Source organism: Pseudomonas sp. nanlin1, from assembly GCF_045571515.1.
Classification (GTDB): domain Bacteria; phylum Pseudomonadota; class Gammaproteobacteria; order Pseudomonadales; family Pseudomonadaceae; genus Aquipseudomonas.
The window spans coordinates 1,480,468-1,493,768 of record NZ_CP124218.1 but is presented as its reverse complement, the minus strand read 5'-3'; the positions used below and the strand labels follow the sequence as shown (position 1 = coordinate 1,493,768).

13 protein-coding genes are annotated in these 13,301 nt (G+C 61.2%); 8 read left to right on the top strand and 5 right to left on the bottom strand.

Features of this window, described 5'->3' with window-relative positions; translation table 11 throughout:
• The first annotated feature begins 23 nt into the window (after positions 1-23).
• A complete protein-coding gene (locus tag QCL65_RS06965; protein ID WP_407315518.1) occupies positions 24-1,202 on the top strand; it encodes a vWA domain-containing protein in 1,179 nt (392 codons plus the stop codon).
• A gap of 15 nt (positions 1,203-1,217) precedes the next feature.
• On the opposite strand, the gene QCL65_RS06960 is transcribed toward QCL65_RS06965, so the two are convergent.
• The 3 genes from QCL65_RS06960 to QCL65_RS06950 are packed head-to-tail and all read right to left on the bottom strand — an operon-like array spanning position 1,218 to position 3,048.
• Positions 1,218-1,739 (bottom strand): DUF2937 family protein, encoded by a 522-nt coding sequence (locus tag QCL65_RS06960; protein ID WP_407315516.1) that lies wholly within the window; start codon positions 1,737-1,739, stop codon positions 1,218-1,220.
• Between the two features lie 5 nt (positions 1,740-1,744).
• Positions 1,745-2,527 (bottom strand): class II glutamine amidotransferase, encoded by a 783-nt coding sequence (locus QCL65_RS06955; RefSeq protein WP_407315515.1) that lies wholly within the window; start codon positions 2,525-2,527, stop codon positions 1,745-1,747.
• 26 nt (positions 2,528-2,553) lie between these two features.
• A complete protein-coding gene (locus QCL65_RS06950; RefSeq protein WP_407315514.1) occupies positions 2,554-3,048 on the bottom strand; it encodes an MFS transporter in 495 nt (164 codons plus the stop codon).
• A 120-nt stretch (positions 3,049-3,168) separates the two neighbouring features.
• Here QCL65_RS06950 and QCL65_RS06945 point away from each other — a divergent pair, with 120 nt between their 5' ends.
• The 5 genes from QCL65_RS06945 to QCL65_RS06925 all read left to right on the top strand — a co-directional run bounded on the left by QCL65_RS06945 (position 3,169) and on the right by QCL65_RS06925 (position 7,115).
• Positions 3,169-5,214, top strand: coding sequence for a S9 family peptidase (locus QCL65_RS06945; RefSeq protein ID WP_407315513.1), 2,046 nt, complete (start codon positions 3,169-3,171; stop codon positions 5,212-5,214).
• A gap of 79 nt (positions 5,215-5,293) precedes the next feature.
• Positions 5,294-5,764 carry a cyclic nucleotide-binding domain-containing protein gene (locus QCL65_RS06940; RefSeq protein ID WP_407315512.1) on the top strand — a complete coding sequence of 157 codons (471 nt, stop codon included), beginning with the start codon at positions 5,294-5,296 and terminating at the stop codon, positions 5,762-5,764.
• A 65-nt stretch (positions 5,765-5,829) separates the two neighbouring features.
• Complete coding sequence (locus tag QCL65_RS06935) at positions 5,830-6,198, top strand: YajD family HNH nuclease (protein WP_407315511.1); 369 nt, start codon at positions 5,830-5,832, stop codon at positions 6,196-6,198.
• A gap of 7 nt (positions 6,199-6,205) precedes the next feature.
• Positions 6,206-6,676 carry an RNA methyltransferase gene (locus QCL65_RS06930; RefSeq protein WP_407315510.1) on the top strand — a complete coding sequence of 157 codons (471 nt, stop codon included), beginning with the start codon at positions 6,206-6,208 and terminating at the stop codon, positions 6,674-6,676.
• Positions 6,677-6,743: 67 nt separating this feature from the next.
• Complete coding sequence (locus QCL65_RS06925) at positions 6,744-7,115, top strand: DUF2892 domain-containing protein (protein ID WP_407315509.1); 372 nt, start codon at positions 6,744-6,746, stop codon at positions 7,113-7,115.
• A gap of 57 nt (positions 7,116-7,172) precedes the next feature.
• On the opposite strand, the gene QCL65_RS06920 is transcribed toward QCL65_RS06925, so the two are convergent.
• Together QCL65_RS06920 and QCL65_RS06915 are read right to left on the bottom strand one after the other, a co-directional pair.
• Positions 7,173-8,243 (bottom strand): AI-2E family transporter, encoded by a 1,071-nt coding sequence (locus QCL65_RS06920; protein ID WP_407315508.1) that lies wholly within the window; start codon positions 8,241-8,243, stop codon positions 7,173-7,175.
• Positions 8,244-8,277: 34 nt separating this feature from the next.
• The gene (locus tag QCL65_RS06915; protein WP_407315507.1) at positions 8,278-8,520 is read right to left on the bottom strand and encodes a sulfurtransferase TusA family protein; all 243 of its coding nucleotides are present in this window, start codon (positions 8,518-8,520) and stop codon (positions 8,278-8,280) included.
• A 108-nt stretch (positions 8,521-8,628) separates the two neighbouring features.
• On the opposite strand from QCL65_RS06915, the gene QCL65_RS06910 reads away from it, so the two are divergent.
• Both QCL65_RS06910 and QCL65_RS06905 read left to right on the top strand, forming a co-directional pair.
• On the top strand, positions 8,629-10,062 hold the full coding sequence (locus tag QCL65_RS06910) for a M48 family metalloprotease (protein WP_407315506.1): 1,434 nt from the start codon (positions 8,629-8,631) through the stop codon (positions 10,060-10,062).
• Between the two features lie 105 nt (positions 10,063-10,167).
• A complete protein-coding gene (locus QCL65_RS06905; RefSeq protein ID WP_407315505.1) occupies positions 10,168-13,245 on the top strand; it encodes a transglycosylase domain-containing protein in 3,078 nt (1,025 codons plus the stop codon).
• The last annotated feature ends 56 nt before the right edge of the window (positions 13,246-13,301 follow it).

The window sequence follows — 13,301 nt, the reverse complement described above, 5'->3', positions numbered from 1 at the left end:
CATACGAACCAAGGGCGACAGCCATGCTGCTCAACCTCTTCAATGAAATGCGCGCCGCGAAAGTACCGGTGTCGGTGCGCGAGCTGTTGGACCTGATCCGCGCCCTGGAACAGCGCGTGGTATTCGCCGACATGGACGAATTCTACTATCTGGCCCGGGCCATTCTGGTCAAGGATGAACGCCACTTCGATAAGTTCGACCGCGCGTTCGGCGCTTATTTTAACGGCCTGCAGAACCTCGACGACCACCTCCAAGCCTTGATCCCCGAAGAATGGCTGCGTAAGGAATTCGAGCGATCATTGAGCGCTGAAGAGCGCGCACAAATCCAATCACTCGGCGGCCTCGACCAACTGATCGAGGCGTTCAAACAACGCTTGGACGAGCAGAAGGCGCGCCACGCCGGCGGCAACAAGTGGATCGGCACGGGCGGCACCAGCCCCTTCGGGTCCGGCGGCTACAACCCGGAAGGCATACGGGTGGGCGATGCGGGCGAGCGCCAAGGCAAAGCGGTCAAGGTCTGGGACCAACGCGAGTACCGCAACCTAGACGACCAAGTTGAACTGGGCACGCGCAATATCAAGGTGGCCCTGCGTCGCCTGCGCCAGTTCGCGCGCCAGGGCGCTGCTGATGAACTCGATATCGACGGCACGATTGACCACACCGCTCGCGATGCCGGGCTGCTCAACATCCAACTGCGCCCCGAGCGGCGCAATAACGTCAAGCTACTGCTGCTGTTCGATATCGGCGGTTCCATGGACGCCCACGTCAAAGCCTGCGAAGAACTGTTCTCGGCCTGCCGCACCGAGTTCAAGCATATGGAGTACTTTTACTTCCACAACTGCGTGTATGAAACCGTGTGGAAAAACAACCTGCGGCGCAATGCCGAACGTATCGCCACCCACGACCTGCTGCATAAATACGGCGCAGACTACAAAGTGATCTTCATCGGCGATGCCGCCATGGCGCCCTATGAAATCACCCAGCCTGGCGGCAGCGTCGAGCACTGGAACGAAGAAGCCGGGCACGTTTGGCTGCGCCGCTTCACTGAGACCTACAAGAAACTTATCTGGATCAACCCCTACCCGAAGGATACATGGGGCTATACCGCCTCGACCCATCTGGTGCGCGAGTTGATCGGCGACCAGATGTACCCGCTGACCCTCAGCGGGCTTGAGGAAGGTATGCGCTTTCTGGCGAAATAGGCGGCTTCTACCGGATTACCAGTCTCGCCGCACCACCGGCCTGCGGCGGCCAAACCCGGCCACCCAGGCCAGGCCCACCAACACGCTTTCCACCAATGCCGACAATACCAAGGCACCGGCCAGGCCCCAGGCAATCGCCGCAGGCGCCAGCAGCACCTGGTAGCTGTAGCCATTGAGGGTTTCGTCACGCAGTTCTGGATCGGCGGCACTTAGCACATGCCATGCACGGGCATACCAAGGCCCCTGCAGCGCCTGCCACTCACGTTCGAGCAGTTGATTGCGGCTGAGAACGTTATTGATGCTTTCAGCGTCGCTACGAAACACTGGGTCTTCGCTGGCGCGGTAATAAGCCACCAGCGCCTGCAGATCGCCGTTGAAGAAACGTTGCGCGGTCTCGTTGAAGCCTTTCAGGCTTTCCCGCGCTTCCAGGCGATGGGCCTCGACGCGTTGGCTGTAATCGGTGATGACACCCGGTACCTGCACACCCACCAGTAACCCCAGGGTAAACAGCACCAACCGCAGGTAGCTTCGCAACATCGGCCCTACTCCTTATCAGTGCTGCCAGTGGCCACGCATTCGCCGCGTCGCCACAGGCTCCAGTCGCCTGGCTGGTAGCGGTTCCAGTTTTCGTTTTCGGTCAGTGGCTCGGTGGCAATGACCGTGACCACATCGTTAGGCGTGGTCTCGGCCTGGAAGTCGACAATCACGTCCACGTCTTTGAGACGCGCCGGGCCGAAAGGTGCCCGGCGGGTAATATGGGCCAACTTGCTCGAACAAAAGCAGAACAGCCAGTCACCGTCACTCAATAGACAATTGAATACCCCTTGGCGGCGATAGTCGGCGCAAGCCTGCACCAGGATAGGCAGCAGAGCCTGGGCTTCGACTGGTTCGGGGAAAGCGCTGCGTACCCGATTGAGCAGGTCACAGAAGGCCGCTTCACTGTCGGTGTCGCCCACGGGCCGGTAGAAGGTGGCGTCCGGGTGGAAGTCGGCCAATTGGCCGTTGTGGGCGAAGCACCAATTACGCCCCCACAGCTCACGCACGAAAGGGTGAGTGTTGGCTAGGCAGACCTTGCCGACATTGGCCTGGCGGATATGGCCGATGACCACTTCGCTTTTGATCGGGTAACGCTGCACCAACTCCGCCACCTGCGACTCGCAGCTCGCCGCTGGGTCCTGGAACAGGCGCAAGCCGCGCCCTTCGTAAAAGGCGATGCCCCAGCCGTCACGGTGCGGGCCGGTGCGGCCGCCGCGCTGCATCAGCCCGGTGAAGCTGAACACGATGTCGGTCGGCACATTGGCGCTCATGCCCAGAAGTTCACACATGCTTGGGTTCCGTCATGAAGGCCGGCTCAGAGCTTTGGCTCGACTCGCAAGCGGCTGGAGGGGGCAGGTGCAACAGCTTCGGCGTAGCGCGGGTCTGCTCGGCCAGAAGGCTCGGGGTCGGCCACTTCGGTGCCCTGCTCGGTTTGCGCCGCCGCCTCACGTGCGGCAGCGGCTTCGCGGCGCTCGCGGGCACGCTTGAGGAACGGCCAACGGACCAGCACGAACACCAGGTAAGCCACGAAGGCGAACAAGGTGTACATGGAAAGGTCCGAAGCCGCCCGCCAGACATTGCCACCGACCTTGAACACTAGATCAAGGGCGCTGATGGCCACCGCCGGCGCGTAGAGGTCTTTGACCGGATCGACGATAGTGGGGGTGAACAGTAGCACCGCGACCAGCACCCGCAGCGGTTCGCGAAGGTAGCGCCACATCCAGCCGGTGAGCTTGAACCACACCCATAGGCAGCCTACAGCAGCGATAGCGTAGACGGCCCAGGCGTGGAGATAGTCATTTTCTGTCATGGTGTCCGTGGCAAGGCGAGCGAATAGGCGCTTATGATAACGACTTTTGATCGCGCAGGCGCCCCCCGCCGTCAGGCCACTACCGGAACCTGGCTCCCTGCGCCAGCCCAAGGACCGCCCATGCCCACCGCACAGCACGCCCCCGTCGCCCGCCCAGCCCCAGGTAACGACCCTTACGCCTGGCTGCAAGAGCGCGACAGCCCTGAGGTGCTGGATTACCTCAAGGCAGAAAATGCCTGGCAGGAAGCGCAACTGGCCGACCAAGCGCCCCTGCGCGAAGCGCTGTTCGAAGAAATCAAAGCGCGCATCCGCGAGACCGATTTGTCCCTGGCATCGCCCTGGGGCCCTTACCTGTATTACAGCCGCACCACCGCGGGCGACGAATATGCCCGCCATTACCGCTGCCCACGTCCTGCCGATGGCTCACCCACGGTGGACGAAAGCGCCGAACAACTGTTGCTCGACCCGAACGAACTGGCCAATGGCGGTTTTCTCTCGTTGGGGGCTTTCAGCATCAGCCCCGACCATGGCCAGTTGGCCTACAGCCTGGATACCAGCGGCGACGAAATCTACCGCCTGTACGTCAAGGATCTCGCCAGCGGCTACGTGCGCGAACTACCCTTCGACGATTGCGACGGCAGCATGACCTGGGCCAACGACAGCCAGACATTGTTCTTCGGGGAGCTGGACGACACCCACCGCCCCTACAAGCTTTACCGGCATAGCGTGGGCAGCAACCTGGCGGAACCGGTATTCGAGGAAAGCGACGGGCGGTTTTTCCTGCACTGTTATCGTTCGAGCTCCGAACGCCAGTTGATCATCTCCCTGGACAGCAAAACCACCAGCGAAGCCTGGGTATTGGACGCCAGTACCCCCCACGAGGCTTTCACCTGCCTGGCGCCGCGTACCGAAGGCCATGAGTATTCGGTGGATCATGGCCAGTTGCAGGGCGCCTGGACTTGGTTCATCCGCAGCAATCAGGCCGGCATTAACTTCGCCCTGTACCACGCGGCCGACCATGGCCAGCCTGCGCTGCGCGAGCAGTGGCAAACCCTGATCGCCCATCGTGACCAGGTGATGCTCGAAGGGCTCACCCTGAACGCCTCGGCCTTTACTTTAAGCTTGCGCGAAGGCGGCCTGCCGATCATCGAAGTCCACCCCCAGGGGCTGGACGCCTACCGTGTGCAACTGCCCGACGCGGCCTACAGCCTGTATGTGCAAGACAGCCTGGAGTTCGCCAGCCCCTGCATCCGCCTGCGTTATGAGTCGCTGAACCGCCCTGCGCAGGTACGCCAGTTGAACCTGGCCGACGGCGAGCAGCAGGTGCTCAAGGAAACTCCGGTGCTGGGTACTTTCAATGCCGACGATTATGTCAGCCAGCGCCTGTGGGCCCGCGCCCCCGATGGCACGCAAGTGCCGATCAGCCTGGTCTGCCGCCGCGAACATGTGGGCCAGCCCATGCCGCTGTACCTTTACGGTTATGGCGCCTATGGCAGCAGCCTCGACCCTTGGTTCTCCCACGCGCGCTTGAGCCTGCTGGAGCGTGGCGTGGCCTTTGCCATCGCCCACGTGCGCGGCGGCGGCGAATTGGGCGAAGCCTGGTACCGGGGCGGCAAGCAGGCGCATAAGGCCAATACCTTCAGCGACTTCATCGCGTGTGCCGAACACTTGGTCGAGCAAGCCATCACTACGTCCGAGCAGTTGGTCATCAGCGGTGGCAGCGCCGGCGGCCTGCTGATCGGTGCGGTGCTCAACCAACGCCCGGAGCTGTTCAAGGCAGCGATTGCCGAAGTGCCATTCGTCGACGTGCTCAATACCATGCTCGACCCCGAGCTGCCGCTGACCGTCACCGAGTACGACGAATGGGGCAACCCGCAAGACCCCGAGGTCTACCAGCGCATCAAGGCCTATGCACCTTACGAAAACGTGCGGCCCCAGGCCTACCCGGCCATGCTGGTGATCGCCGGTTACAACGATAGCCGGGTGCAGTATTGGGAGGCTGCGAAATGGGTCGCACGCCTGCGGGCTACCCGCAGCAATGACAGCCTGCTATTACTCAAGACCGAACTCGGCGCGGGGCACGGTGGCATGAGTGGCCGCTACCAAGGCCTACGTGACGTGGCCTTGGAGTATGGGTTTATATTCAAAGTACTCGGCAAGGTATAAATGCGTTACCCCGTTGTCCAACCCACTAGCGCCGGCCAACTGGTCGGCGCTAGTCCTAGCCCCTGATAAGATCGCGATCATGTCTGACGCCACTCATCTCAATAATGAAATCCGTAACATGCTGCTGGACTGCGGCCTGTTCGATGCCTTGTCGCCGTCAGAATTCAGCGGCGTCTCGGGCTACTTCAGCATCGCAACCATGGCCAAGGGCGACAGTATTTTCCAGGAAGGCGACGCTGGTACCTTCATGTGCATTTTGCACTCGGGTTGGGTTTCGGTGCGCAAGACCAATGCCGAAGGCCTGGAAGTCGAAGTCGCGACCCTGCGCAAAGGGGCCTTCGGCGAAATGGCGGTGCTCGATGGCGAACGCCGTTCGGCCAGTTGCATCGCTGCCAATGAGTGTCGCCTGCTCATGCTGGGCAAGGACTCCCTGGAAAAAATGCTCGCCGAAGCCCCGCGCATCGCCGCCAAAATAATCCGTGCCCTGGCCGTGGCCATGTCCCGACGTTTGCGCATGGCCGATGGGCAACTGTTGGCGCAACAGGTGTGAGCGAGCTTCGCGCCGAGCAAACGGCTAGAATGCAGCCTGACCGTCCTTACCTTTGAGGTGAACCCATGAGTTCGTCCACCCCGCACACTGCCAAGCTCGACCGGATCCTGGCCGATGCCCAGCGCGAACGCGAAAGCGGCTACCGCGACAAAGCCCTGAAAATGTATCCGCACGTGTGCGGCCGCTGCGCCCGTGAGTTCGCCGGTAAGCGCTTGAGCGAACTGACCGTGCACCATCGCAACCATAACCATGACGACAACCCCCAGGACGGCTCCAACTGGGAGTTACTGTGCTTGTATTGCCACGACAACGAACACTCCCGCTACACCGACCAGCAGTATTACGCCGAAGGCTCCACCAGCAGCCCAAAAACCGCCAAGGCGACCCATAACCCTTTCGCGGCCTTGGCCGGCCTGATGAAAAAAGAAGACTGAGCCCCCATTGGCCAATAAACGTTACAGTTGTATCGGTTTGTATAACCCCAAGTCCCCTGAAAATGTCGGTTCGGTGATGCGCGCCGCCGGCTGCTATGGGGTCAATTCGGTGTTCTACACCGGCAAACGCTATGAGCGCGCCCGTGACTTCATCACCGACACCAAACGGGTGCATTACGACATTCCGTTGATCGGTATCGACGATTTACAAAAGATCATCCCACTGGGTTGTACACCGGTGGCCGTCGAGCTGATCGAAGGCGCGCGCCCGTTGCCCGAATACACCCACCCGGATCGCGCTATTTACATCTTTGGCCCGGAAGATGGCAGCCTCGACCCCAGTGTGCGGGCCTGGTGCGAAGACACCATCTACATTCCCACCGAGGGTTGCATGAACCTGGCGGCCACGGTCAACGTGGTGCTTTACGACCGCCTGGCCAAGGGCAATAACACTCGCTCGGGGCCGAAATTCAAATAACTTCGATGGAACAGCCACCGTGTTTGGCAGTCAGCTAACTATCAATGCCATCCACGGAGCACTACCTATGAGCGAGCGCAATATTCTGAACGTCATCGAAGACAACACTCCCGCCTCACGCACCGAGAAAAACGTGCATGGCTGGGAACGCGCAGGTTCCGTTTTCACCGGTATCGTCATGCTCGGTAAGGGCGTACGCCGCGGCGGTATCTTTGGCTTGGTCCAGATCGCCATTGGCGGCGCCATTTTGGCCCGGGGCGTTACCGGCCATAGCTCGACCAAAAGCCTGATCGAAAAAGGCCGTCAAGACATCGACCAGGTACGGGCGAAAATCGAACGTGCTGGCGATGAATTGGTGCGTATGAAAGAGAAAGCTGAGTCGGCGGTGGTGGCTGAAGTCGATCCAGTCGTCAAACCTGCGGTCACACCGAAGGTCTGAACCAGGCGCCTGCCGCAGTGGGGCGCGCCGCCGGGCGCCCTCGCTGCCAGCGTTGGCTTAGATCAATGGCGCCACGGGAGGCTGCTCTCTGGGCCAGGCATCCAACACCGCTTTGAACAGTGTGGCCAAGGGTATCGCGAAGAACACCCCCCAGAACCCCCACAGCCCGCCGAACAGCAGCACCGCACAGATGATCACCACCGGGTGCAGGTTAACCGCTTCGGAAAACAGCAGCGGTACCAACACGTTGCCATCGAGCACCTGAATGACCCCATACACCAGCATCAGGTAGAAAAACTGGTCGCCCCAACCCCATTGAAATAGCGCAATAGCCGCTACGGGCACCGTGACCACTACCGTTCCCACGTACGGCACCACCGCCGACAGCCCGACCAACAATGCCAGCAGCGCTGCATAGTTGAGCCCCATGGCGATAAAGCCGATGTAGGTGGCGACCCCGCAGAGAAAAATCTCGATCACCTTGCCGCGAATGTAATTGGCGATCTGCCGGTTCATGTCCTGCGCCACCCGCGTGATCAGCGCCCGCTCGCGCGGCAGATAGCCACGCACCCAGCGCCCAATCAACTCGCGGTCCTTGAGAAAAAAGAACACCAGGATCGGCACCAACACGAAATAGATCATGATGTTGACGAGCAGCGGCAGGCTGGACAACGAAAAGGTCAGGGCCCACTGGCCGAATTTGCCCAGCTCCCCGCGCACCGATTCGATGGCCTGCAACACCTGCTCGTCGGAGACCAGGTGGGGATAACGCTCAGGCAGTAGTAACAACAGCGACTGCCATTTACCGAGCATGCCCGGCAGTTCGTTGAGCAGGGTAATCAACTGATGCCAGAGCAGCGGCACCAGAATCAGCATAAACGCCGCCAACACCCCGACAAACAAGGTAAAGACCAGCCCCACTGCCATGCCACTGGGTACCCGCATGCGCTCCAGGCCGTGCACCAGGCCGTGCATCAAGAACGCCAGGACCATACCTGCCAGCACCGGCGCGAGCATGCCGCCCAGGGTCAATACGGCGGTAAACGCCAGTATCAGCAGAACAGCCAGGACCACCGCTTCTTCGTTTGAAAAGTAGCGTTGCATCCAGTCGCGAAGCACTTTGAACATCGGTAATCCTTTGAATCCAGCGAACGCAGCGCGCTCAGGCTTTGCGTAACCAATACGAGTAGACCCCGGCTTCGGCCTCTTCGCGCAACAGCTGGTGGCCCGATAACTTGGCGAATGTGCGGAAGTCACGTTGCGAGCCAGCGTCGGTGGCGATGACTTTAAGGACCGCACCGCTGGCGAGCGGGTTGAGCGCCATCTTGGCCTTGAGCAGGGGCAAGGGACAGTTAAGACCGCTGGCATCCAGTTCGGCGTCACACTTTATTACAGCTTCGGTCATGGAAACTCTCCAGGCAGGGCCCAGCAGAATACATCAAGCGCGCCCGCCTCTGGTTCTCGCGTGGCGACCCGGCTAAAGTAAAGGCCTTTCTCTGCCCGAGCGTCATGCATGTCTTTTCTGCGCCCTACCCTGCTGACGTTGGCGTGCCTGCTGGCACTCCCAAGCCAGGCCGATGACCTGCCGTCACTCGGCGATGCCAGCTCTGCCATCGTATCCCCGCAACAGGAACACGAACTCGGCCGCGCCTGGCTGGCGATGCTGCGTGGTCAGGTCAAGCAGTTGTCTGACCCACAACTCAAGGACTACGTCGAATCCAGCGTCTACAGCCTGGCAGAGACCAGCCAGCTACAAGACCGGCGCCTGGAATTCATCCTCATCGACAGCAAAGAGCTGAACGCCTTTGCGGCCCCCGGGGGAATTGTCGGAGTCAATGGCGGGCTGTTCCTCAATGCCCAGACCGAAGGTGAGTACATCGGCGTGCTGGCCCACGAGCTGGCGCACTTGTCGCAGCGCCATTTCGCCCGTGGCGTCGAGGCGCAACAACGTATGCAGGTGCCAATGATGGCCGCGTTGCTTACCGGTATCGTGATCGCCGCCGCTGGCGGTGGCGATGCTGGTATCGCCGCCATCGCTGGCAGCCAAGCGGCGGCGATCCAGGAGCAACGGCGTTTCTCCCGGCAGAACGAGCAAGAAGCCGACCGTATCGGCATTATCAATATGGAGAAAGCCGGTTACGACCCACGCAACATGCCCAACATGTTCGGCCGCCTGATGCGCCTGTACGGTGGCAGCCGGCGCCCACCAGAGTTCCTGTTGACCCACCCGGTCACCGAGTCACGTATCGCCGACACCAGCAACCGCGCCGAGCAGGCCCCCCCAGGCGGTAAAGAAGACAGCCCGCAGTACCAACTGATGCGCGCGCGCACGCAACTGATGTACGAAGACACCCCCGGCATGGCCGCCAAGCAATTTCGCGCCCAGCTCGAAGAAAACCCCAAATCCGACACGGCTCGGTATGGCCTGGCAATCGCGCAGATCAAAGGCGGCCAGTTGAACGAGGCCCGCGAAAACCTCAAGGCGCTGTTGGCCAAATCGCCCGACGGGCGTACCTACAACATGGCCCAGATTGACCTGGAAATAACCAACAATCGCTTGGCTGACGCCCAGCAACGCCTAGACCGGATGCGCTCGCTGTACCCCGACAGCTACCCCCTGAACCAGCAGCGGGTCGACCTGCTGCTCAAACAGAACCGCACCGCCGACGCTGAAAAGGCTTTGGACGACCTACTCAAAAGCCGCCCGGATGACCCCGACGTCTGGTATCTGGTGGCCGAAACCCGCGGCCTGAACAACAACATCGTTGGCCTGCACCAAGCGCGGGCCGAGTACTTCGCGCGGGTTGGCGACTTCTCCCAGGCGATCCAACAGCTGGACTTCGCCAAGCGCCGGGTGGCCGACAACTTCCAAATGGCCTCACGCATCGACGCCCGGCAGAAGGAACTGATGAAGCAGGAACAGGCGGTGAAGGACATGCTCAACTAGCTTGGCGTTTTGATCAGCCCAGTTACATTCAAAATTCTCAACTCTGCCCAGCAGCAGCTACGCTTGGAACAGGATCGATGAATTTATGCGGCTGGGCTGAATACTATGGGCGCGTTATGGCAGACAGAACCCAAGAAGAGCGCGATCGTCGCTGACCATCCGGCCCCTACCCCACCGCCCCAGCCGCCCAGTCGGCGGCGTTACTGGCGGCGTTTGTTGTGGCTGTTACTCATCGCCTTGGTGGTGGCCGCAGGCTTGGCTCTCTGGGCCGAAATGCGCACCTCCTGGTTGCAGGCGCGTGAGTTCAGCCAGCTGGCACGTTCCCTCGACTACTCCCTGCAGCAGGGCCCCAGCGACGCTATTTTCTACCCAAGCAACGGCCCTTTCGACCAACGCCTGGGCTATAGCGCCCTCGGCCAATTCATCCCGCGCCTGCTCAAGCGCGACTACCTGGTGGCCCAACAGAGCCGCTTCTCTCCTGCCTTGATGAGCTACGCCCAGCGCGGCCTGTTCGTACCCTACGTAGAAAAAGCCCAGGCAGGCTTATCGATCACCGATTGCAAAGGTGACTGGCTCTACCAGTTCCGCTATCCGCAACAGCTGTATGGCCAGTTCGACGCCATCCCCCCGGTGATCGTCGACAGCCTGCTGTTTATCGAAAACCGCGGCCTGCTTGACCCACAGGAAGCCCAACTCAACCCCGCCGTCGACTGGCCCAGGTTCGCCAAGGCCGCGTGGTCACAGGTGGCCAAGGTCTTCGCACTGCCGGGCCAATCGGCAGGCGGCAGCACCCTGGCGACACAGTTGGAAAAATACCGCCACTCGCCCGACGGCCTAACCCTCTCCGGCTCGGAAAAAATCCGCCAGATGGTTTCCGCCAGCGTGCGTGCCTATGCCCACGGCCCGCAAACCTTGGAGGCGCGGCAACGGGTGGTGCGCGACTACCTTAATAGCGTGCCACTCTCGGCGGTACCCGGGCACGGCGAAGTCCATGGCCTGGCCGAGGGCCTGCGGGTCTGGTATGGCGCAGAGTTCGATCAGGTCAACCAGGCCCTAGCCAGCACCGACACCAGTGCAGACAGCCTGGCCAGGCAAGGGCTAGCGTTGCGCCAGGTACTGGCGCTGATGATTGCCCAACGGCGGCCTTCTTATTACCTGAGTAAAGGTCACGCCGAACTGGACGAATTGGCCGACAGCCATATCCGTTTGCTGGCCAGCCATCAGGTGCTCACACCGGAGCTGGCCCAGGCCGCGCTCAGCGCCACCCTGCAGTATCGCGACTGGGTCAGCCTGCCGACGGTGCAGGCGACGGAAACCAACAAGGGCATCAACAGCGCGCGCAATCGGCTTTCGGTCATGCTCAACCGCCCTCTGTATGACCTCGATCGCCTCGACCTCGCCGCCACCAGCACCCTCAACGGTGAACTGCAGGCCCAGGTCAGCCAGTACCTGCGCCACCTCGCTGACCCGGCCTTCGCGCAACAGATCGGGTTGATCGGTGAGCGGCTCCTCAGCCCGACTAATACCGGGCAAGTCAGTTACAGCTTCACCCTGTTCGAAAACACCGGCGATGCATCACGGGTACGGGTACAGACCGACAGCACCGAGCAACCCTTCGACGTCAACGAGGGCAGCAAGCTGGAACTGGGCTCCACCGCCAAAATGCGCGTTATGACCACCTACCTGGAGATCATCGCCGAACTGCATCAACGTTTCGCCGGGCAAACCCCAGCGCAATTGCGCAAAGTGTCAGTCGACGACCAAGACCGCCTGACCCGCTGGGCCTTGGACTACCTGATCGCCAACCGCAATGGCGACCTGCGGCAAATGCTCGACGCCGCGTTGGAGCGGCGCTACTCGGCCAGCCCTGCCGAGCGCTTTTTTACCGGCGGAGGTGTGCACACTTTCAATAACTTTCGCCGCGAAGACAACAGCCGTATCCCGACAATGAAAGAGGCGCTGCGCGAGTCCATCAACCTGCCGTTCATTCGCCTGATGCGTGACCTGGTGCGCTACACCACCTATCAAGGCCCCAGCAACGGTGCAGAGTTGCTCTTGGACGACGATGACCCCCGGCGCCAGCCCTACCTCAGCCGGTTCGCCGACAAAGAGGGCACCGAATTCTTGCTGCGGTTCTGGAAAAAATACCAACGCAAGTCGGCCGAGGAACGGGTCGAAACCTTTCTCGACGGGCTGCGTACCACCCCAGTACGCCTCGCCGCCGTGCATCGCTACCTTTACCCCAACGCCGACCTGCAGACGTTTTCCAGCTTCGTCCGCGAGCGTGCCAAGGGCCAAACCGTGACCGACAAAAAGCTGCTGCAGATGTACGACGCCTATGGCCCTGGGGCCTGGAGCCTACCCGACCAGGGCTACATTGCCCGGGTGCACCCTTTAGACCTCTGGCTGTTGGGCTACCTGCTCCAGCACCCTGCGGCAACCTTCAGCGAAGCGGCCAACGCCAGCCATTTCGAACGCCAGGAAGTCTATGGCTGGCTATTCAAAAGCCGCCACAAAAGTGCCAGGGACAGCCGTATTCGCACCATGCTCGAGGTCGAGGCCTTTCTCGACATCCATCGCCGCTGGCAGCGCCTGGGCTACCCCTTCGACCACCTGGTGCCGTCCCTGGCCACGGCCATCGGTAGCTCGGGCGATCGCCCGGCGGCCCTTGCGGAACTGATCGGCATCATTCAAAACGACGGTATTCGCTTGCCGACACTGCGCACCGACACTCTCCACTTCGCCGCCGACACACCCTACGACACGCGCCTGACCAGCGACCCTGATCAAGGCAAACGCGTGCTGCCCGCGGAGGTCGCTGGCGCCATGCGTGAGGCCCTATCGCAGGTGGTCGAGGCCGGCACGGCCAGGCGCGCGCAAGGCAGCTTCACCCTGCCGGACGGCACGCCACTGGTCATGGGTGGCAAGACCGGTACCGGCGATAACCGTATCGAAAGCTTTGGTGCCGGCGGGCGCGTGATCAGCTCCAAATCGATCAACCGCACCGCCACCTTTGTGTTCTACATCGGCGAGCATCATTTCGGCACCCTCACAGCCTTCGTGCCAGGGCGAGCGGCCCAGACATTTCGCTTTACTTCAGCACTACCGGTTCAGGTACTCAAAGGCATGGCGCCGATCCTCAATGGATATCTGCAGCCGGGTGGAGCCAGCCAATGCCGATGACTGTCAGGGGATAGGCCGCTTACCGTTCATCCAGCACTCTTGCGCAACAATAAGAT

Bases quoted from the DNA above. Each gene is read 5' to 3' on its own strand.
- QCL65_RS06945 (WP_407315513.1), top strand. From the start codon at position 3,169: ATGCCCACCGCACAGCACGCCCCCGTCGCCCGCCCAGCCCCAGGTAAC.
- QCL65_RS06965 (WP_407315518.1), top strand. From the start codon at position 24: ATGCTGCTCAACCTCTTCAATGAAATGCGCGCCGCGAAAGTACCGGTG.
- QCL65_RS06940 (WP_407315512.1), top strand. From the start codon at position 5,294: ATGTCTGACGCCACTCATCTCAATAATGAAATCCGTAACATGCTGCTG.
- QCL65_RS06905 (WP_407315505.1), top strand. From the start codon at position 10,168: ATGGGCGCGTTATGGCAGACAGAACCCAAGAAGAGCGCGATCGTCGCT.
- QCL65_RS06935 (WP_407315511.1), top strand. From the start codon at position 5,830: ATGAGTTCGTCCACCCCGCACACTGCCAAGCTCGACCGGATCCTGGCC.
- QCL65_RS06915 (WP_407315507.1), bottom strand. From the start codon at position 8,520: ATGACCGAAGCTGTAATAAAGTGTGACGCCGAACTGGATGCCAGCGGT.
- QCL65_RS06920 (WP_407315508.1), bottom strand. From the start codon at position 8,243: ATGTTCAAAGTGCTTCGCGACTGGATGCAACGCTACTTTTCAAACGAA.
- QCL65_RS06950 (WP_407315514.1), bottom strand. From the start codon at position 3,048: ATGACAGAAAATGACTATCTCCACGCCTGGGCCGTCTACGCTATCGCT.
- QCL65_RS06910 (WP_407315506.1), top strand. From the start codon at position 8,629: ATGTCTTTTCTGCGCCCTACCCTGCTGACGTTGGCGTGCCTGCTGGCA.
- QCL65_RS06925 (WP_407315509.1), top strand. From the start codon at position 6,744: ATGAGCGAGCGCAATATTCTGAACGTCATCGAAGACAACACTCCCGCC.
- QCL65_RS06960 (WP_407315516.1), bottom strand. From the start codon at position 1,739: ATGTTGCGAAGCTACCTGCGGTTGGTGCTGTTTACCCTGGGGTTACTG.
- QCL65_RS06955 (WP_407315515.1), bottom strand. From the start codon at position 2,527: ATGTGTGAACTTCTGGGCATGAGCGCCAATGTGCCGACCGACATCGTG.